The sequence below is a fragment of the Serratia sp. 201 genome (genome assembly GCF_037027545.1).
In the GTDB taxonomy this organism is placed as follows: Bacteria; Pseudomonadota; Gammaproteobacteria; order Enterobacterales; family Enterobacteriaceae; genus Serratia; species Serratia bockelmannii.
The window spans coordinates 1,547,953-1,567,386 of record NZ_JAXCHC010000002.1 but is presented as its reverse complement, the minus strand read 5'-3'; the positions used below and the strand labels follow the sequence as shown (position 1 = coordinate 1,567,386).

Sequence of the window (19,434 nt, the reverse complement as noted above, 5' to 3'; positions counted from 1 at the left end):
TTACATTAGCTCGCATCAAGTGTGATGTAGCTCACGTTTTAGACTGCCTCCCCACGATAATCGATCGATTGGCCGGAAACCTTTTCTTCCGGCGTAGGTTCGCTGTGCTTATAAACCAGGAGAGAACGATGTTAGAAATGATTGAAAGCTTGGCCACCGTGGTGGTCCTGGTGCCGGTAATGGTGGCCGTCTTGCTCGGCGCGATTTACGGCCTGGGTGAAGTGTTCAACGTCTTTTCCGCTATCGGCAGAAAAAATAACGGCTGAATTTGAACGTCAGGGGACGCAACGCCCCCTGACGGAGGGTTACAATACCGTCGCCAGGAAGTTGCGCGTCCTCTCATGTCCCGGCGCATCCAGAACCTGCTGCACGCTGCCCGTTTCTACCACCTTTCCCTGATCCATAAAGACAATCTGGTCGGCCACTTCGCGTGCGAAGCCGATTTCGTGCGTGACCACCACCATGGTCATGCCCGAATGCGCCAAGTCTTTCATCACCTGCAGCACTTCGCCAACCAATTCAGGATCGAGGGCGGAGGTCGGTTCATCAAACAGCAACACCTGTGGGTTCATTGCCAGCGCGCGGGCGATGGCGACGCGCTGCTGCTGGCCGCCGGACAGTTCACGCGGCCAGGCGTTGATGCGATGTTCCAGCCCGACGCGGGTCAGCAGCTGTTTCGCCCGTTCCTGCACCTCGGCTTTTTTTTCCTTTTTCACCCGCAGCGGCGCGTCGCTGACGTTTTGCAACACGGTGCGGTGTGCAAACAAGTTGAACTGCTGAAATACCATGCCAATGCTTTTACGCTGTTCGGCCACCTCGGCTTCTTTCAGCTCGTACAGATGCCGGCCTTTTTGGCGATAGCCGATCAGCTGTTCGCCAACACGAATGGTGCCGCCGTCCAGCTTTTCCAGGTGGTTGATGCAGCGCAACAGGGTGGATTTGCCGGAGCCGGAAGGGCCGAGGATCACCGTTACCGAACCTGCCGGAATGGTCAGGCTGATGTTTTTCAACACGTCGGTGCCGGAAAAGGATTTCCGCACCCGGTTGATGTGGATAGATGCGCTCATTGTTCACCTCCCTGAGGGGCTTTGCGGTTGAGGAAGAACCGGCCGCTGCGCGTTGCCTGCGTGCCGCGGCCAAAATAGCGCTCCACGTAGTATTGACCAATCGACAGAATCGAAGTCATGGCCAGATACCACAGGGTGGCGACCAGCAGCAGCGGGATGACCTCGTAGGTGCGTTGGTAAATGATCTGCGCCGAATACAGCACGTCCTGCAGGGCAATCACCGACACCACCGCGGTGGTTTTCAACTGCCCGATCACCTCATTGCCCGCCGGCGGCAGGATGGTGCGCATCGCCTGCGGCAATACCACGCGCCACAGGATTTGCCCACGACGGTAGCCCAGTGCTTTGGCGGCTTCCAACTGGCCGCTGCCGACGCTTTGGATGCCTGCGCGCACGATCTCCGCCGCATAGGCCGACTGATGCATCACCAGCGCAATCACCGCGGCGCTGAAGGTGCTGATAAGGGTATTGGTCGGTGCGCTGGCGACTTCGCCCAGAAACGGGATCCACAAGCTGATGCGGGGATAAAGCGCGGCGATGTTGTACCACAGGAACAGCTGCACCAGCATCGGCACTGCACGGAAGAACCAGGTGTAGAACCAGCTTACCGCCACCAATACCGGATTGGCCGACAGGCGCATCAGCGCCAGCAGCACGCCGCCGGCGAAGCCGAACACCACCGAAATTACCGTCAGCTTCAGCGTCATGAGCACGCCGTTGAGGATGGACGCCTCGGTAAGATTTTCCGCCACCACCGACCATTCAAAGCGCGGGTTGTGCAGCATGGAATTGACGATAACGCCGACGATCAGCAGTACAACCAGGGCGCTGAGCCAGCGCCCGTAATGCCGGTGGCCAACGATGCTCAGTTCCGCGTCGTCGACAGGGTATTGCCCACTCATTTTGCGATCTCTTCATTGATGCCGGCGGTTTTCACGGCACCAAAACCGATATCCCAGCCGTCGAGGATTTTCTGGTAGCTACCGTCGGCGATCAGCGAATTTAGCGCCGCCTGCACCGGTTTCACCAGTTCGGAGCCTTTCGGCAGGGCGATGGCCACCGTGGTACCGTCGATGTTGATATCACCGGCCAGCGTCAGCGGTTTGACGTGGGTGGCCTGGTAGCGCAGCCCTTCATACGGGCCGAAAAACATCGGCACGCGGCCGCTGATCACCGCCTGCACCCCGGCCGGACGGTCCGGGAAGATCGGCATGGTGATGGCCGGCTTGCCGGCGGCGACGCATTGATCGCTGGCCTGCTGCAGGCGGGTGATTTGCGAGGTACCTGCGCCGGCGCCGACGGTCTGGCCGCACAGCTGGGCCAGCTCGGTGTAAGGGCCAAGCGCAGCGTCTTTGCGGGCGATCAAGGCCAGTTTGGAAGCGTTGTAATAGCCGACGAAGTCCACCTGCTGGAAGCGCTTTTTGTTGGCGTCAATGTTGGCCAGCGCGACGTCATAACGGCCGGACTTCAGGCCGGGGATGATGTTGTCGAAACCGCCGGTGTCCTTCCAGTGGATCGCCACGCCCAGGCGATCGGCAATTGCGCTCATCACGTCGATTTCACGCCCGGCCAGCGTTTTGTTGTCCGCCTGGTAAAAGGTGGTCGGCGGGGTGTTCGGGTTGGTGCCGGCAACGATATAGCCGGCCTTTTTGATAGCGTCAGGCAGGCTGTCGTGCAGCGCCGGATCGGCGGCAGCTTTCACCGCCGCCTTGAAGGGAACATCGCCTTCAGCGGCATGACCGGCGGCCAACGGCGCCAGCGTGGAGGAAGCCAACAGCAGGGACAGTACGGTGCGTTTGAATGTGTTTTTCATCATGATTTCCCTGCGGATTAAGCCGATTTTACGTTAGCGAAGTTGATTGCCGGTTCCGGCAGGCCCAGGTTTTCACGCAGGGTTGCATGCTGATACTCTTCACGGAACAGGCCACGGCGGCGCAGCTCCGGGATCACCAGCTCGACGAACAGTTCCAGTTGGTTGGGCAACACCGCCGGCATGATGTTGAAGCCGTCTGCGCCTTGCTGTTCCAGCCACAGCTGGAAGTCGTCGGCGATCTCTGCGGCGGTGCCTACCACCACGCGGTGGCCACGCGAACCGGCCGCGACGGCCGCCAGCTCGCGCAGCGTCAGGTTTTCCCGCGCGGCCAGATCGGTCAGCAGTTTCACGCGGCTTTGGCCGCCTTCGGTGGCGCCCACGTTCGGCACCGGGCCGTCCAGCGGGTAATCGCTCAAATCGAAGCCAAAGCGCGCCGACAGCTGCTCAATGCCGTTATCGATATCCACCAGTTGATTCAGCTGATACCAGGTTTCCTGCGCTTCTTCTTTGGTACGGCCGACAATCGGCATCACACCTGGCAGGATCAGCAGGTGGTCCGGGTTGCGGCCGGCGTCGGCCACGTATTTTTTCTGGCTGCGGTAGAAAGCTTGTCCTTCTTCCAGGCTGGCGGCGGCGGTGAACACCACTTCGGCGGTTTCCGCCGCCAACTGTTGGCCGGCCGGGGAAGAGCCGGCCTCAATGATCACTGGCCGCCCCTGCGGCGAGCGGGAAATATTCAGCGGGCCCTGCACCGAGAAATGCTTGCCCTTATGGTTGGCGGCGTGGATTTTCTCGTCGATGGCGTATACGCCATTTTGCTTATCGCGCACGATAGCGTCTTTTTCCCAGCCGTCCCACAGTTTGTAGCTGGCCTCGAGGAATTCCCGCGCCACTTCATAGCGTTCGGCGTGCGACGGCAGGTCTTCACGACTGAAATTGCGCGCCGCATCGCTGGAGAAAGAGGTCACCACGTTCCAGGCGGCGCGGCCGTGGCTGATATGGTCGATGGAGGCCATGGCGCGTGCCAGATGGAAAGGTTGATCGAAAGTGGTGGAGGCGGTCGCCGCCAGCCCGATATGGCGGGTGTTAACCGCCAGCGCCGCCAGCAGCGTCAGCGGCTCCAGGCGTGACATCGTCGAGGGCAGGCGGTGCACGCTGGTGGCCAACGCGTCGCCGACGAAGAACATATCGAAGGTGCCTTCTTCGGCTTTTTTTGCGATCCAGGTGAACCAGTCGATATCGGTCGGTGAACCGCTGGCGCCTTGTGCGCGCCATCCTCCGATGTGGTGTCCCAGCGCCTGAACGAACAGGCCGAGACGGAGTTGGCGCGATGGTGTTGAAGGTGAAGTACTCATAATTATTCCTGTTTTATTATTAATTTAACAATGCAATCAGTCGCGGCAGCGCGCCAGGGGACATGAGGGCGCAGTCGCGGATAACGCTTTCGCCTTCGAGGCCCGGAAGCAGCTGCAGAATGGCGTGCAGCTTGGCGTCGAGGTCTGTCGGCCGGGCGGCGGTTTGCTTTCTTGTGACCATGTCACTTATTTGCCTTCCGTCCTGCAGCGTCAGGGTCAGGCGATGGAAGCGCATCTCCGGATCGAGCGCGTCCGGCGGGGCTGCGGGATCGACATGGCGCTCAACTTTTGCCGCCAGGGCGGCGATAGCCGCATCGACCGGCTGTTCGCCGTAATGCGTCAGCGGGACCTCGCCGTGGTATAGCGCATCGGCTATGACGTATTCGAGGCTAAAGCGCGCTTCCACACCGGTGGCCGGCTGGCGAATATAGGGTGCGGTATCTGCGCCGGGCGGAAAACTGACCTCAACCAGTGCGATCTCCGCAAGGGCGTCGCCTTGTTCCAGCAGCCGCGCGCGCAGGGCGAGCGCCGCCTCGGCCGCGCTGTGAGTGCCACCGCAGGTCGGGTACCGCTTGAACTCCAGCCCTGGTTGCAGGATGCGCCAGGGCGTGCCCCAGTCGGCGGTCAGGCATTCCGGTTTTTGCCGGCCGTCGCCGTGGGAAGTCAGCAGGCTGTCCAGCACGCCCTCCGGTTGGCCGATGAAACCGGCCTGAGCCAGCAGGGCGGCATTGACCGCGTTGCGTGCCGCCAGCCCTGCGTGCAGCGGTTTGGCCGCCGAACCGAACTGGCTGCGCAGGCCCGCCGCCTGGGTGGCCGCCAGGCCGAGAGCAATTTGCGTTTGCCGCTGGTCAAGCTGCAGATAACGCGCCACGGCGGCGCAGGCGGCGACCGCGCCCAGGGTGGCGGTGCTGTGAAAACCCAGCACGTAATGTTGCGTGCCAGCGGCCAATCCCAGCCGGCCCGCGGCCTCTACACCGATGATATAGGCGGTTAACAGCTCAGTGACATTGTCACTCTCACCGTTCAGCGCCAGCAGGGCGGAGAGCACTACGGTGCTAGGATGGCCACGCAGCGCAGGATGGTAATCATCGAAGTCCAACGAGTGGCTGACATAGCCATAGCGCAGTGCACGGTTCTCACTGCTGGTCGGCGGAAACGTCGTGCCGATTGCTGCCAGACCGGCATCGCTCAACGCCCCGCGGGCAATCGGCAATGCGCAGGCGAAGTAATCTGTCACGCCGCGGCGAGCGGCTGACAGGGCGGTTTGATCCGGCTGGCTGTTCAATATCAGATGAGCGAATTGGGCGGTTATCGATAATGACAAGGCGTTAACACCTGAATTTATAGATGGTTATGCACGAGTGCGGGGTGAAAGGTATTGTGTGGCGGTTTTCTTTGTCCCGAAAGAACGAACGGCGCTTCCATATCGCTGAATGGAATATCACGACGGCACTGCGCCGCCGTCAGGGCTGCTGGCAGGCGCGGCAGGCTGCGCTTTAGCTATTTTTGTGCAAAACAAAGCTGAATTTGTTCTAACACGGTAGAGGACTTAGGCTGAGAAAAGGCGAACGCTCATGATGTCGATAAATGCCCTGAGACGCGGTGTAAGATGTTTGCTTGAAGGCCAGAGGATTTTGAGACTGCCACTGTGTCGGCATTGGTCGCCAAGCACGGGGTGGAGCCGCTGCTGCTCCAGCGCCTGTCGCACCGCGAAATCGGGCAGGCAGGCGATGCCCAGGCCCTGTTCCGCCAGGTAAATCAGCGTATCGACGGTGTTGCATACCGTGCGCTTGCCCAGACCTTCGTCGAGCAGTTTATCTCCGCCCGCCACCGGCCAGGTCTCGACTTTGCCGGTGGTGGGGAATCTGTATAACAGGCAGGCGTGATCGCGCAGTTCTGCCGGCTGGCGGGGTATTCCCGCCCGGCGCAGATAGTCCGGCGCCGCCACTAGCTGTAGGTGAAACGTGCCCAGTTGGCGGCTCATTAAGCGAGAGTCCTCGGTATCGCCCACGCGGATCACCGCATCGAACCCTTCTTCAATCACCGCGACTCGACGGTCGGAAAAATCGGTTTCCAGCTCAATCTCCGGGTAACGCCGAACAAATTCCGCCAGCACCGGATTCAGCAGGCCGCCCACCAGCGGCAAACTGACACGCAGCTTGCCGCGCGGCGCGCTGTGCGTATCGCTGATTTCCCGTTCCGCCGCCGCCAATTCCTCCAGAATGCGCTGGCAGCGGTGCAGAAACAGCCGGCCTTCGGCGGTCAGGGTCATGCTGCGCGTGCTGCGGTGAAACAGGCGCGTGCCCAGCCGGTTTTCCAGGCGGGCGATGCTTTTCCCCACCGCGGAAGCGGAAATGCCGAGCACGCGCCCGGCCTCAACGAAACTCAGCGTCTCCGCGGTCTGCACAAAGACGCTCACCCCAGACAGATTATCCATTGCTTGCCCCATTACGGACGTGAGTGTCCGCTATGAAAGGAAATCTAGCCTGTTTTTTCGTTAATCGCCACGCCCTATGCTCGGTGGCGACAGCATGGGCTGACTACCTGGGGTAATAAAGATGAATGAATACGGATCCTCCGCCAACGCGATTGACGGCGCGATAGAGAAAGCCTTACGCGAAAAACGATTGGTTGGTGTGGTCGTTTTGGTGGCGCAGGGCGGTGAAATCGTTTATCGACGCGCGGCGGGCATGGCGGATCGCGAAGCCGGCCGGCCGATGGCGCTCAATACGCTGTTTCGTCTGGCCTCGGTGTCCAAACCGATCGTGTCCACGGCGGCGCTGGCGTTGATGGCGCAAGGCGCCGTGCGGTTAGACGATCCGATCACGCGTTGGCTACCGAATTTTCGTCCGCGACTGGCGGATGGCACCCAACCGTTGATGACGTTATGGCATTTGATGACCCACACCGCCGGATTAAGCTACCGATTTTTCCAGCCGGAAGGGGGATTCTACGCTCAGTCGGCGGTCTCCGACGGTATGGATGACGCGTCCGTCAGCCTGCAGGAAAACGTGCGGCGTATTGCCTGCGCCCCTTTGCTGGCTCCGCCCGGCGCGGCGTGGCGCTATTCTATCGCCACCGATGTGTTGGGCGCGGTTATTGAACAGGCGAGCGGCCTGCCGCTGGCGCAGGCAGTAAAAAAATGGGTGACCGGGCCGCTGGCGATGACGGATACCGACTTCCTGGCGGTGGACGCCGCGCGCCTGGCGGCCGCTTACGCCGACCATCCCGGTGGGCCACGCCGCCTGCGCCAACCGGATCGTTTACCGTTCATCGATGGCAGCGCCGGTTTTCTTCTGTCGCCGGCGCGAGCCTTGGATCCGCAGGCTTACGCTTCAGGCGGCGCCGGTATGGTCGGATCGGCCGAGGATTTCCTGCGCTTGCTGGAAGCGTTGCGCCAGGGAGGAAAGCCGGTACTGCCAACCGAGTGGGTGACGGCGCTGACCACCAACCAAATCGGCGATTTAACGATGCCGTTTTGGCCAGGGCGCGGGTTTGGCCTGGGCATCACCGTGCTGAAAGATCCCGTCGCCGCACAAACGCCGGAGTCCGTAGGCAGCTGGCGGATGGGGGGCACCTATGGCCACTCGTGGTTCGTCGATCCTGCCCGACAGCTCAGCGTGGTGGCGTTTACCAACACGGCGCTGGAGGGGATGTCCGGCGCCTTTGTCGGCGAGATTTGTCAGGCGGTTTATGCCGCGACGGGAGCGAGGTGATGGGTCTGATGCCACCGATTTTCTTCCTCGCGCTGGGGCTGTTCGGCGTTTACTGCATCGAGTTCGGCGTGGTGGGCATTTTGCCGCTGATCATTGCACGGTATGGCATCTCCACGGCGCAGGCAGGCTGGCTGGTCGGGATCTTCGCCCTGACCATTGCGCTGCTCGGGCCGCTGTTGGTGCTGTTGGCGTCGCAATTCAATCGCAAACGCATGTTGTTGATCGCGTTGACCGTGTTTGCGGCGGCCAGCGCGCTGTCCGCCCAGGTGGACAGCCTCTCCATGCTCATGCTGCTGCGCATTGTGCCGGCGTTGTTTCATCCGATCTATTTTTCACTGGCCATGGTGGCGGCCGCGGCGCTTTATCCGCCGCATCAAGCTACCAAAGCAACCGCTTATGCGTTCATCGGCACCAGCATGGGCATGGTGCTGGGGATACCGCTGACGCAATGGATCGCCGGACAGTTCAGCTATGAAGCGTCGTTCAGGTTCTGTGCCTGGGTGAACCTTCTGGCGGCGCTGGGATTGCTGTGGCGTTTGCCTGATGCGGCCGTACAGCGCCTCAGCTATGGCAAACAGTTGGCGATACTGCGCAGCGGTACGCTGTGGCTGAATATCACTACCTGCGTGCTGATCTTTGCCGCCATGTTTGCCGTCTATGCTTACGCGGCCGAGTACCTCAGCCGCGAAATCGGTCTCAGCGGCGGCGTCATCGGCTTTCTTCTGGTGGCGTTCGGTGTGGGCGGTGTCGTGGGCAACCTGTTGGCCGGCAGATGGCTGAGCCGCCATCGTGCGGTGACGGTGCTGCTGCATCCGATAGCCTTGATTGCGGCTTATGCGCTGCTGTATCGCTATGGCAGCGTGAATATTGGCTCGATGACGGCGCTTTGCCTGTATTGGGGAGCGGCGCACACCAGCGGTTTGATTGTCACGCAGATTTGGCTGACCTCCGAAGCCCCGCAAGCGCCGGCGTTCGCCACCGGGCTGTATATCGCCTTTATCAATCTGGGCGTGGCGCTGGGCTCGCTGGCGGGCGGCGGGTTTATTACCGCGTGGGGGCTACAGGGCAGCCTGCTGTGCGGAGCCTTGTTCGCCGCGCTGGCGGTGATTACGATCGCCGCCAGGCTGCGGTTGCAGCGGCAGGCTACCGTTGCGTTGCGTCGATCATCGCCATCACCTGCCGGAACATCGCGCTTTCCGCATCCGCCAGCTCGTTGACCAGCGTAAAGTGATTGCAGTGACGGTCGGCCAGCAGCTGGACGTCGAGGCCATGCGCCCGGCAAGCGTCATAATAGGCCTGCGTCTGGTTTTTGAAACCTTGCGTTTCCCGTTGGCCGACGTCGAGCAGGATCTGCGGCGCATGGTCTTTCGCCGGCAGTAAAAACAGCGGGCTGAGGGTTTGCGCCTGCTCGGGCGTCAGGTGCAACCAGTCGTTGATGTAGATATCGCACAGCGGGCGCAGATCGTAGAGGCCGCTCAGCGCCAGCGCGCCTTTGATCGCGTCGGGCGGCAGGCGATAGCGTTGCTGCCAACCGTCGGCGATCAGCATGCCGCACAGGTGACCGCCGGCCGAACTGCCGCTGACGAAAATGCGCGCCGGATCGATGCCGAACGGCGCCCCGTGATGATAGAGCCAGGCGACGGCGCTGCGCACCTCATGTACGATCTCCGCGAGCGTCGCTTCCGGCGCCAGCGTGTATTCCAGCGTGGCGACCGCCACGCCGCGGCGAGCAAACGCGGCGGCCATCGAACAGGCTTCCTCTTTGCGCTGTGAATGCCAATAGCCGCCATGAATAAAGATCAGCAGCGGGGCGGGTTGTGCGCTGGCCGGGAACAGGTCGAGGCGCTCGGCGGCGCTCATGCCGTAGCGCAGATCGTAAATGCCCGGCGTCTGGGCCTTGGCGCGCTGGGCCAGCGCGGCGTATTCCGCCATGCAGGCGTCAAAATCCTCCACCGAAGCGCGGGCATTGTATTGCACGGCGCGTGCGTTCAGGTGTTCAAACGTCAGATCGATGTTCATGCGTTTCTCCGGATTGTTATGCGTTATGTCTTCATCATCATCGTCCCACAGGCGAAAAGATGTTTGATCGCCGGTGCGCACAATTGCGACTTCTCCATTGCTGTTATCTGCTGTATATTGCTGTTTTATGCTTTTTACGGCGGAATAAGCCCATGCACAAAGCGGCACGACAGCGCCATTTACTGGATTTGCTCAGCGAACGCGGGCAGGCGGCGGTGGCGGAATTGGCCGGCGCCATCGGCGTTTCGGTCGATACCGTGCGCCGCGATCTGGCCGATCTCGAGCGGCAAGGGTTGGCGCAGAAAAATCACGGCGGGGCGATCGCGCTCGAACCGTCCGGCATGCCACGTCAGGCGCGCGCGGCGCTGTTGCCGCAGATCAAGCAGCGGCTCGGCCGCGCGGTGGCTGCGCAGATCCCGCCCGGCAGCACCCTGATGCTGGATGCGGGCAGTACGCTGTTGGCGGTGGCGCAGGCGTTGCGCGGCCCGGCGACGGTGATCACCGCTTCGCTGGATATCGCGCAGTGCCTGAGCGACAGGCCGGAGATTAACCTGATCCTGCTTGGCGGCCAGTGGGATGTGCGTCAGCGGCTATTCGCCGGCAGCACCACGCTGGCGTTGCTGGCGCGCTACCGCGCGGACATCGCCTTACTGGGCGCCTGTGCGGTGCATCCCCAGCTGGGACTGAGCGCCGGCGAAGAGGCCGATGCAGAGGTCAAACGCGCCATGTTGGCCAACAGCGGCGAGCGCTGGCTGGTGGCCGACCATATGAAACTGGACCGCTGCGAGCCGCATCACGTTGCGGATCTGGCGCAGATCCAACGTCTGTTTACCGATCGCCCGTGGGACAACCTGGACGAACAATCATTGATTGAACTTTGTGTCGTCGCCGACGACCGCTAGAGGAGAACACTGATGAACGATACTGCTCGACCGTTGCAGGTGGCGCTGATTGGCTACGGCTTTGTCGGCAAGGCGTTTCACGCGCCGCTGATTAACGCGGTGCCGGGGCTGGAACTGAGCGTGGTGGCTTCGCGCGATGCCGCCAAGGTGCATGCCGATCTGCCGCACGTGCAGGTGATCGCCGATCCGCTGGAGGCCATCCGCCGGCCGGAGGTGGATTTGGTGGTGATCGCATCGCCGAACGACACCCATGCGCCGCTGGCGCTGGCCGCACTGGAGGCGGGCAAGCACGTGGTGGTGGATAAGCCGTTTACGCTGGATTTGGCGCAGGCGCGTACGCTGATTGCGGCGGCGGAAAAACACGATCGCCTGCTGTCGGTATTCCAGAACCGCCGCTGGGACAGCGATTTCCTGGGCGTGAAGCAGGTGATCGAACAGGGGCTGATCGGCAAGGTGACGCACTTTGAGTCGCACATCGATCGTTACCGCCCAGAAGTGCGGGTGCGCTGGCGCGAGCAGAACCTGCCGGGCAGCGGGCTGTGGTTTGATCTGGGGCCACACATGGTCGATCAGGCGCTGCAGCTGTTCGGTTTACCGCACAGCGTGCAGGCCAACATCGCTACGCTGCGCCCCAACGCGCAGATTAACGACTGGGCCCACGTGGTGCTCAACTACCCGACGCACCGCGTGATCCTGCACGGCAGCATGCTGGTGGCGGGCGGCGTCTCACGCTTTACCGTGCACGGCGAGAAAGGCAGCGTGGTCAAAGCGCGCGCCGACGGGCAGGAGAGCCAACTGCTGGCTGGCGTGACGCCGGGCTCGGCGGAGTGGGGCAAAGACGACGATGCGATGAGCCTGTTTATCGGCACGGAGCCGGTGCGTACGCTGCCGACGCCGGATGGCGACCAGCGTCAATATTACGTCCAGGTGCGCGACGCGCTGCGCGGCGCCGGCAGCAATCCGGTTACCGCACCGCAGGCGCTGGCGGTAATGGCGGTGCTGGAGGCGGCCACCCTGGCGGCGGAAACCGGTGTGACTCAGCCGTTGCCGCTCACCGAGGCGGAAATCGCCGCCTGGTAACGGCTCGCGTCAGATAAGGCGTCAGGCGCATGGATACAGTGCACGCCGTGCGTCTTCCGCCATCCTACCTCCTGACATAGGCTAATCCTCAGTCTATGTCAGGAGTGCTTATCATGTTATCCCATCCTTCGCCGCAGGGCGTCCGCGGCATACTGGCCGCACTGTCTTTGAGCATGCTGCTGTCATCGCTCGGCATCAGCATCGCCAATGTCGGGCTGCCGGCGCTCGCCACCGCGTTCCATGCCTCGTTCCAAGCGGTGCAGTGGGTATTGCTCTGTTATTTGCTGGCCGTCACCACCTGCATCATCGGCATCGGCCGCTTGGGCGACAGCCTCAATCGCCGCCGCCTGCTGCTGGCGGGCATCGCGCTGTTTACCGCCGCTTCGTTGGCTTGTGCGTTGGCTCCGCAGCTTTGGCTGCTGCTGGCGGCGCGCCTGGCGCAGGGGCTGGGGGGCGCAGTCATGATATCAATTGCCATGGCGCTGGCGGGCGAGGCGCTGGGCACGGAAAAAATCGGCCGCGCGATGGGGCTGCTCGGCACTATGTCGGCCGTGGGCACCGCGCTGGGGCCGTCGTTGGGCGGCGCGCTGATCGTCGGTTTCGGCTGGCGGGCGATGTTCCTGATCAACCTGCCGCTGGGGCTGCTGGCGCTGTGGCTCGCCTGGCGATACTTGCCGAATGGGCCGCGCGCGGCAGCGCCCCCGGAACCGTTCGATCGCGCCGGTACGCTGCTGCTGGGCGGCGCATTGCTCTGCTATTCACTGGCGATGACCCTTGGGCGCGGCAATTTTGGCGCGCTCAACCTGGCGTTGATGCTGGGGGCGCTGTTGGCGGGGGCGCTGTTCATCGGTGTGGAACGCCGCGCCGTATCGCCGCTGTTGGCGCCGACGCTGTTCCGCCATCCGGCCCTGACGGCGGGGCTGGCGGCCAGCGCGCTGGTGATGACGGTGATGACCGCCACGCTGGTGGTCGGGCCGTTCTATCTGTCACGCGCGCTGGGGTTAAGCGCTGCGCAGGTCGGGCTGGTGATGTCGGCGGGGCCGGCGGTGGCGATCCTGACCGGCATACCGGCCGGTTATCTGGTGGATCGTTTTGGCTCGCAGCGCATCGCCCAGTTTGGGCTGGCGGCGGTGGCCGCCGGGGCGGCATTGCTGTCGTTGCTTAACCGCTGGGGCGTGCTCGGCTATATCGCCCCCATCGCGCTGCTGACCGCCGGCTATGCGCTGTTTCAGGTGGCCAACAACACCATGCTGATGAAGGATCTGTTTCCTGAACGGCGCGGGCTGATCGCCGGCATGGTGAACCTGGCGCGCAATCTCGGGGCGATCACCGGCGCTTCGGCGATGGGGGCGCTGTTTTATCTGGCTTCGCAGCAGGTGGCGGGTACTGCGGCGGCGGCCGCGGTTGACGGCATGCGGGTGACTTACGGCGTGGCGGCGCTGTTGGCGCTGGCTGCGTTGCTCATCGCCTTCGGCGGCCGCCGACGGATGCTGCGTTACGATGCGCGCTGAACCGCGTAGCGTTCTTGCACGAAACCATTGTCCGACTGGGTGACGGCGAGCAGGCGCAGGCGTTGCTCCGGGCCATCGGCGCCGAACAAGGGAATGCCGCCACCCAGCAGCAGCGGCACGCGGGTAATCGTCAGTTCGTCGATCAATCCGGCCTGCAAGAAACGCTGTACGGTCTGGCCGCCGTCGATATACAGGTGACCGCAGCCTTGCTCGGCCAACTGCGCCACGATGGCCGCCGGTTCGCCATTCATCCAGCGAACGTGGCCTGTCTCGTGCGGCGAGGGCGGCTGCGTCGACAGCACCACCACCGGCAGGTCACCATAGGGCCATTCGGGAAAGGCGCGGACTTTTTCATAGGTATGGCGCCCCATTACCAGTGCGTCGATGTCGGCGATAAATGCCTCATAACTCAGGCCGTTTAGCAACGAAACCGCGTACTCGGGGCGCAGCAGCCAGTCGATGTCGCCGTCCGCGCCGGCGATGAATCCGTCTACGCTGGTGGCGATATAAACCGAACATTTCATCAGGCGAGATCTCCCCGGTACACCACATGGACCTTGTTGCCGTCGGGGTCGCGCAGGTAAGCGCCGTAATAGCCCTTGCCGTAATGCGCGCGTTCGCCGGGCTCGCCTTCACTGCTGCCGCCCGCCAGCAGACCAGCAGCGTAGGCGCGTTTAACCTCCAGCTCATCGGCGGCGAGAAAGGCCAGCATGCCGCCGTTGCCAGCGCTGGCTGGCTGCCTGTCGAAGGGTTGGTAAGCATAGAAACGCGGCAGCGTTTGGCCCGGCTTCACCCAGCAGCGGGCAGCGGGACCGCCGTCCGGCGTCACTTCCCGCCGCTGTAATCCCAGCGGCAACAGAATGGCGTCGTAGAAGGCGGCGGCGGCGTCCAGATCGCTGACGCCGACGGTAATATGGCTGAACATGGCGCTTCCTTTCCGAAGAGAGAGTATGAACGCAAACAGTAGCAGCGATATTGCAGAATGGACAGACCGTAACGGAGGATTCGGATTAGGGACGCGCGCAGGAGCAACGCGCGCTTCACAGTAGGCGGAACAGGCAGCCGCTCAGTTGCTTTCGACGCGTGGATTGGCGTGAGTCGGCTGGCTGGGATAGTCAACCTGATGCTTGTGCAGATAATCGCGGATCAGCTGGCGTACCACCTGGGAAGGAGTGACGTCCTGCTGTAGGCACAGTTCTTCCAGAGCTTTCTTCTTGTCCGGGTCAATCAGCACCGTTAGCCGCGCCGTTTTCTTTTCCATCAGGATCCTCCAGAGAATGATAACTGAATGATAATACCACGTGGGCGAAGCGGCCAGCCAGACCGCGTCGCCGCTCGTCTTTAGCGGAAATGCAGCCGCTCTATTTTGCGTGACAGGTAGCCGAGTTCGCAGTTGAACAGCTCGCCGCTGCCGGCGGCCAGGTTGCGCAGCGCGCTCAGCGGCAATGTCACCTGGGCCGGCGTGGCGTAAATGATCACGTTGCCGCTGGGGGCGACGCAAAACAATACGGTGCCGAATATCCGGTGCAGGCTGTGGTACAGCAGGCTGTTTTCGTCGGGCAGATCGTGGTAATTCAGCACCAGCCAGCCCCCGTCGTTCAGCCGCGCGGCGCAGTTTTCCAGGAATGTCTGGGTGCCTTGCTGCGGATCCATGGCGAACGCCGAATAGAGATCGGAGAAGATCAGATCGTAACGCGTCTCGGCGGGCGGGCGCACAAAGTCCATGGCGTCGGCGGTGCGCAGGCTGATGGTGTCGGTGGCCGGCAGCGTAAAATAGCGGCGTGCGACGGCGATCACCGCAGCGCGCAGCTCGACGACGTCGAGGCGCATCGCCGGATCGAGCGCGTGCAGCGCACGCAGCAAGCTGCCGCCGCCCAACCCCAAAATCAACGTCGAGGCCGGCGGCTGCCAGGCCACCGCCATCAGCATCGCTTTGATGTAGTTGTGGATCGGCTGCGCGGGGTTGCTGAGGCTCATCTTGCTCTGTTCGCAGATGCCGTCAAACCGCAGCGTGCGGTAGTCCTTGTGGTCGGAAACGATGATTTCGCCCCAGGCGTCGGTTTCGCGAGCGATCACCTGGCCGCGCGGAGAGAAATCGAGGGTTTTGAGTAAGCTGTCAACCAGAGACATGGTATTCGCAGGGCTCCTTCGGCAAGCGGCCTATTTACGGGCGCACATGAAATCGGCGGTGCAAATGCGCTGGCCATCGATGCTGGCGCGGCCGGTAAAGCGGGCGATCGCCCCGCGGCGGCGCACAAAGGCCACCTCCATCAGCACCTGGTCGCCGGGGCGGGCGGCGCGATAAAACCGCGCACGCTGAATGGCCGCAAAATAGTAATGCTCCCCCTCGTTTAGCGCCCCGAGATAGTAATGCGCCAGCAGTCCGGTGCTTTGCGCCAGCGCTTCCACCAACAGCACGCCGGGAAAACCGGCGAAGTGCGCGTGGCCGTTCCAGAACGTCGGCTCATTGGCGGTGATGTTCTTGATGGCGCTCAGCCTCCCTTCGGCAATGCAGGTGCCGGCGGGAAGCACGCGATCGACCAACAGGCAGGGATAACGATGAGGCAAAATCGCCTGAATATCGTTGAATTGCAGGGGGTGACCAGTCAATGGCATGAGAGAGCGTGATCCTGTCTGCGGCGAAACCGGTGCAAGGGCCGGCGTTCAGTCCATGATGAGTGTAATAACATTATAATAAAATTATCATCAGATGTGCCAGATGAAAAAAACGACGGCGGGGAAACAGGCGAAGAAGGGCGCGTGAGGGAGGCACCCGATCATGACGACCGGGTGTGGCAGTACGTTTTAGTGTTTTGAGCGGGTCACTTTATCCAGGTAGCCCATCACGAAGGCGGACAGCACAAAGGTAAGGTGGATGATCACATACCACATCAGCTTGTTGTCCGGCACGTTCTTGGCGTCCATAAACACCCGCAGCAGGTGAATGGAGGAAATGGCGACGATAGACGCGGCGACTTTGTTTTTCAGCGAGGTGGCGTCCATTTTGCCCAGCCAGCTCAGTTTTTCTTTCCCTTCGGTGATATCCAGCTGCGAGACGAAGTTTTCATACCCGGAGAACATCACCATCACCAACAACCCGCCCACCAGCGCCATATCGACCAGCGACAGCAGGGTCAGGATCAGATCGGCTTCCGCGACAGAAAAAATGTTGGGCAGGACGTGCAGGATCTCCTGAAAAAATTTGATCGACAGGGCGACCAGGGCCAGTGAAAGGCCGAAATAAACCGGTGCGAGCAACCAGCGGGAGGCGTACATCGCGTTTTCTAGCAAGCGTTCCATCATAAAATTGTTTTAAATGCGTGGCAAAAAGGGCGCTCAGTATAGCGCAGGTGGCCCGGGCGAAATCAACCGGTTGCGTTATCCGAGCGCCTATCACGGCGCGGATCAGGCTGTTGCACGCAAAGAGTGGCGCGTCATGCGGATCAGCAAAGCAACACCCGCCGCGGCCGTCGTCAGCGCCACTACGCCCGGCCATCCCAGGTGTTCCAGTACGCGGCTGCCCAGTGCGGCGCCGGTGGCCATGCCGATGAATACCAGCGTGAACAGAATGGCGTTAAGGCGGCTGCGGGCAGCCGGATCGAGGCCGTAAATAATGGTCTGGTGCGCGATCAGCGTGGCCTGAATGCCGAGATCAAACCCGATGGCGCTCAGCGCGATCAGCCCCCATTGCGCCGATTGCGGTAGTAACGGCAGTAAAAACATCAGGGCGAAAGAAACCGTTACCAGCGCAGCGCCGATTTTAGTGACGCCGTCTGGGCCGTATCGGTCAGCCAGACTGCCCGCCAACGGTGCCGCCAGTGCACCCGCTGCGCCGGCCAGGCCGAACGCGCCGGCGACTGCGCTGCCCAGCTGATAGCGATCGGCCAGCATCACCGCGAGCGTGGACCAGAAGGCGCTGAAGGCGACGGACAAAAAGGCCTGAGACAACGCCGCGCGCCGCAATTCAGGGTAGGTGGCCCAAAGCCGGCTCATCGAACGCAGCAAGGCGGGATAACTCAGCGTGCTGTGAGGCTGAAAGCGCGGCAAAGCTCGCCCTATCACCAGCGTGATCGGTAAAACGGCCAGCGCGGCTAACGCATAAACACTGCGCCAGCCGAAATAATCGGCGACCAGCCCGCTGAACACGCGCGACAGCAAAATACCGGCCAGCAACCCGGTCATCACGGTGCCGACGATTTTACCGCGTCGGGCATCAGGAGCCAGAGCCGCGGCGGCGGGGATGATGTCCTGCGCGACGGTGGCGGCCAGGCCGAGCGTCAGGCTGCTGAGCAACAGCAGCGAAAAAGAGGAAACCAGGCTGCACAACAGCAGCATCATGGCCAGCAGCACGCCCTTCACCAGAATGATCCCGCGGCGATCGTGGCGATCGCCCAGCGGCGCCAGTAACAGAATACCCAAGGCATACCCCAATTGGGTCAGGGTCGGTACGAATCCGGTATCGCCAACGCCGACATGGAAGTCGGCACCCATGACGCTCAACATCGGCTGACTGTAGTAAATAGAGGCGACGCTAAGGCCGGCGCCGGTGGCCAACAGGAAAACGGTTTTGGCGGAAAGCGCACCGCCGGTGGGTGAGAGGCTCATTCGATAATTCCTGACAAGGTGGATGTGCGGCTATTTTTGTCTTGAATGCTATCGGCGGGTAGACCCGATATGGGTAGAACTGTTATACGTAATGCGTATGAATAAAATTAATTTATCCAACGGCGACCGTATAATCCTGCTGCAAACCCTGGTGCGTATTGTCGAGAGCGGGAGCCTGTCGGCGGCGGCGCAGCAGCTGGGCACCTCGCAGCCGACCATCAGCCGACGTCTGCGGGCGTTGGAACAGCTGTTGGGCACCAGGTTGATCCAACGGACGACGCATGCGCTCCATCTTACCGATGACGGCGAACGCTGCTATCAGCAAGCGCGCGGCTTGCTCGCGCAATGGCAAAGCCTGGAAGATGCGCTGCGCGGCGCGCGCGACGAACCGGTTGGCGCACTGCGCGTGCGCGCTCCGCACGCCTTTGGGCAGGATCAGCTGATCGGGCCGCTCGGGGAGTATTTGCGGCGCTATCCCCAAACCAGCGTGGAGTGGACGCTGAACGACCACTCTCCCGACTTCATTTCCGAAGGCGTAGACTGCGCCATTCACGTTGGCGCGGTGACCGATCCTTCGGTGGTGGCGGTGCTGTTGGCGGAAGTGCCGCGCAGCACGGTGGCGTCACCCGCACTGTTGACTGAACGACCGGCGATCGTCGATCTCGACGATTTGGCATCATTACCGTGGCTGGCGGTAAACAGTTTTTATCGCAATGAGGTCGTCCTGACCCACGCGACCAGCGGCGAGCAGCGGCGTTTCGGCATCGCACCCAGGTTGAGCACCGACAGCCTTTATGCGGCGCGTAAAGCGGCGCTGGAAGGGCTGGGCGTAGCGATCGTGTCGTCTTGGGTGGTGAAAGAAGAGTTGGCGCAAGGATCTCTGCAGACGCTGTTGCCCCTGTGGCGAGCCGAGCCACTGCCTATCTACCTGCTGTATCCTTACGCCAGCTATTATCCCGCGCGTTTACGCAAATTCATGGAAATGATGAAAGAAACGATGCCGCGCATTATCGGCGCGCAGCCGCCGACGGGGCGCTGACGGCCTTCAGTGCCTGGCTTTTTTACCGTCGCTGTGGCCGAGAGAGCGATCGGGGAAGCTGTGATCGCGCAGCCGCTGCTTTAACTGCGCCGCATCGGGGAAGCCGCCGTCAATCTTGCGATCCCAAATCATCACGCCATCGACGCTGATTTGATAGACCCCGCCGGTGCCCGGCATCAGGGTGACGGAGGCGAGATCGTCACCAAAGGTGTTCAGCAGCTCTTGCGCCATCCAGCCGGCGCGCAGCAGCCAGTTGCATTGCGAACAGTAGTGGATCGTCACTGCGGGGGCATTTTTCATCGTTGGCGGATCGAGTAGGAAGCGGTG

Annotated in this window: 22 protein-coding genes; 7 read left to right on the top strand and 15 right to left on the bottom strand. The window is 62.0% G+C overall.

All coding sequences use genetic code 11. The features are described 5' to 3' along the window. Positions 1-128: 128 nt before the first annotated feature. Positions 129-266 (top strand): AcrZ family multidrug efflux pump-associated protein, encoded by a 138-nt coding sequence (locus WA302_RS15580; RefSeq protein WP_016927779.1) that lies wholly within the window; start codon positions 129-131, stop codon positions 264-266. Between the two features lie 39 nt (positions 267-305). On the opposite strand, the gene WA302_RS15575 is transcribed toward WA302_RS15580, so the two are convergent. From WA302_RS15575 to WA302_RS15550, 6 genes are all read right to left on the bottom strand, one after another. After that, positions 306-1,067, bottom strand: coding sequence for an amino acid ABC transporter ATP-binding protein (locus tag WA302_RS15575; protein ID WP_025302789.1), 762 nt, complete (start codon positions 1,065-1,067; stop codon positions 306-308). Beyond that, entirely contained in the window at positions 1,064-1,969 is a 906-nt protein-coding gene (locus WA302_RS15570) for an amino acid ABC transporter permease (RefSeq protein WP_025302790.1), read from the bottom strand. The genes WA302_RS15575 and WA302_RS15570 overlap by 4 nt, the downstream gene beginning before the upstream one ends. Continuing rightward, entirely contained in the window at positions 1,966-2,880 is a 915-nt protein-coding gene (locus WA302_RS15565) for an ABC transporter substrate-binding protein (protein ID WP_049204005.1), read from the bottom strand. Before WA302_RS15565 ends, WA302_RS15570 begins: the two co-directional genes overlap by 4 nt. Positions 2,881-2,897: 17 nt before the next feature. Beyond that, a complete protein-coding gene (locus WA302_RS15560; RefSeq protein ID WP_049204006.1) occupies positions 2,898-4,235 on the bottom strand; it encodes an LLM class flavin-dependent oxidoreductase in 1,338 nt (445 codons plus the stop codon). Between the two features lie 19 nt (positions 4,236-4,254). Further along, complete coding sequence (locus tag WA302_RS15555) at positions 4,255-5,559, bottom strand: MmgE/PrpD family protein (protein WP_049204007.1); 1,305 nt, start codon at positions 5,557-5,559, stop codon at positions 4,255-4,257. Positions 5,560-5,784: 225 nt separating this feature from the next. After that, the gene (locus WA302_RS15550) at positions 5,785-6,672 is read right to left on the bottom strand and encodes a LysR family transcriptional regulator (RefSeq protein WP_049204008.1); all 888 of its coding nucleotides are present in this window, start codon (positions 6,670-6,672) and stop codon (positions 5,785-5,787) included. Positions 6,673-6,793: 121 nt separating this feature from the next. Here WA302_RS15550 and WA302_RS15545 point away from each other — a divergent pair, with 121 nt between their 5' ends. Together WA302_RS15545 and WA302_RS15540 are read left to right on the top strand one after the other, a co-directional pair. Then, complete coding sequence (locus WA302_RS15545; protein WP_336064432.1) at positions 6,794-7,951, top strand: serine hydrolase domain-containing protein; 1,158 nt, start codon at positions 6,794-6,796, stop codon at positions 7,949-7,951. Further along, complete coding sequence (locus WA302_RS15540; protein WP_336064431.1) at positions 7,951-9,168, top strand: MFS transporter; 1,218 nt, start codon at positions 7,951-7,953, stop codon at positions 9,166-9,168. The genes WA302_RS15545 and WA302_RS15540 overlap by 1 nt, the downstream gene beginning before the upstream one ends. Here the strand turns inward: WA302_RS15540 and WA302_RS15535 are convergent. Continuing rightward, entirely contained in the window at positions 9,095-9,970 is an 876-nt protein-coding gene (locus WA302_RS15535) for an alpha/beta hydrolase (RefSeq protein WP_049296061.1), read from the bottom strand. The two genes, WA302_RS15540 and WA302_RS15535, sit on opposite strands and share 74 nt — an antisense overlap. 152 nt (positions 9,971-10,122) lie before the next feature. Between WA302_RS15535 and WA302_RS15530 the strand changes: the two genes are divergently transcribed. The 3 genes from WA302_RS15530 to WA302_RS15520 all read left to right on the top strand — a co-directional run bounded on the left by WA302_RS15530 (position 10,123) and on the right by WA302_RS15520 (position 13,463). Then, on the top strand, positions 10,123-10,872 hold the full coding sequence (locus WA302_RS15530; protein ID WP_336064429.1) for a DeoR/GlpR family DNA-binding transcription regulator: 750 nt from the start codon (positions 10,123-10,125) through the stop codon (positions 10,870-10,872). Between the two features lie 12 nt (positions 10,873-10,884). Further along, positions 10,885-11,952 (top strand): oxidoreductase, encoded by a 1,068-nt coding sequence (locus WA302_RS15525; RefSeq protein WP_025302799.1) that lies wholly within the window; start codon positions 10,885-10,887, stop codon positions 11,950-11,952. A 113-nt stretch (positions 11,953-12,065) separates the two neighbouring features. Continuing rightward, positions 12,066-13,463 (top strand): MFS transporter, encoded by a 1,398-nt coding sequence (locus tag WA302_RS15520; RefSeq protein ID WP_336064428.1) that lies wholly within the window; start codon positions 12,066-12,068, stop codon positions 13,461-13,463. Here the strand turns inward: WA302_RS15520 and WA302_RS15515 are convergent. The 7 genes from WA302_RS15515 to WA302_RS15485 all read right to left on the bottom strand — a co-directional run bounded on the left by WA302_RS15515 (position 13,448) and on the right by WA302_RS15485 (position 18,068). Next, positions 13,448-13,987 (bottom strand): dihydrofolate reductase family protein, encoded by a 540-nt coding sequence (locus tag WA302_RS15515; RefSeq protein WP_170311432.1) that lies wholly within the window; start codon positions 13,985-13,987, stop codon positions 13,448-13,450. The genes WA302_RS15520 and WA302_RS15515 overlap by 16 nt on opposite strands. Then, positions 13,987-14,388, bottom strand: a complete 402-nt coding sequence (locus tag WA302_RS15510) for a VOC family protein (RefSeq protein WP_127145890.1) — start codon at positions 14,386-14,388, stop codon at positions 13,987-13,989. Before WA302_RS15510 ends, WA302_RS15515 begins: the two co-directional genes overlap by 1 nt. A gap of 141 nt (positions 14,389-14,529) precedes the next feature. Continuing rightward, positions 14,530-14,724 (bottom strand): ribbon-helix-helix protein, CopG family, encoded by a 195-nt coding sequence (locus WA302_RS15505; protein ID WP_004928567.1) that lies wholly within the window; start codon positions 14,722-14,724, stop codon positions 14,530-14,532. 80 nt (positions 14,725-14,804) lie between these two features. Continuing rightward, a complete protein-coding gene (locus WA302_RS15500; protein WP_127145891.1) occupies positions 14,805-15,593 on the bottom strand; it encodes a spermidine synthase in 789 nt (262 codons plus the stop codon). 30 nt (positions 15,594-15,623) lie between these two features. After that, on the bottom strand, positions 15,624-16,079 hold the full coding sequence (gene fabZ / locus WA302_RS15495) for a 3-hydroxyacyl-ACP dehydratase FabZ (protein WP_025302804.1): 456 nt from the start codon (positions 16,077-16,079) through the stop codon (positions 15,624-15,626). Positions 16,080-16,268: 189 nt separating this feature from the next. Further along, positions 16,269-16,763, bottom strand: a complete 495-nt coding sequence (locus WA302_RS15490; protein WP_025302805.1) for a TIGR00645 family protein — start codon at positions 16,761-16,763, stop codon at positions 16,269-16,271. A 105-nt stretch (positions 16,764-16,868) separates the two neighbouring features. Next, complete coding sequence (locus WA302_RS15485) at positions 16,869-18,068, bottom strand: MFS transporter (RefSeq protein WP_089195874.1); 1,200 nt, start codon at positions 18,066-18,068, stop codon at positions 16,869-16,871. A gap of 97 nt (positions 18,069-18,165) precedes the next feature. On the opposite strand from WA302_RS15485, the gene WA302_RS15480 reads away from it, so the two are divergent. Continuing rightward, the gene (locus tag WA302_RS15480) at positions 18,166-19,107 is read left to right on the top strand and encodes a LysR family transcriptional regulator (RefSeq protein WP_127145892.1); all 942 of its coding nucleotides are present in this window, start codon (positions 18,166-18,168) and stop codon (positions 19,105-19,107) included. A 6-nt stretch (positions 19,108-19,113) separates the two neighbouring features. On the opposite strand, the gene WA302_RS15475 is transcribed toward WA302_RS15480, so the two are convergent. Next, a complete protein-coding gene (locus tag WA302_RS15475) occupies positions 19,114-19,407 on the bottom strand; it encodes a SelT/SelW/SelH family protein (protein WP_004928553.1) in 294 nt (97 codons plus the stop codon). Between the last annotated feature and the right edge of the window lie 27 nt (positions 19,408-19,434).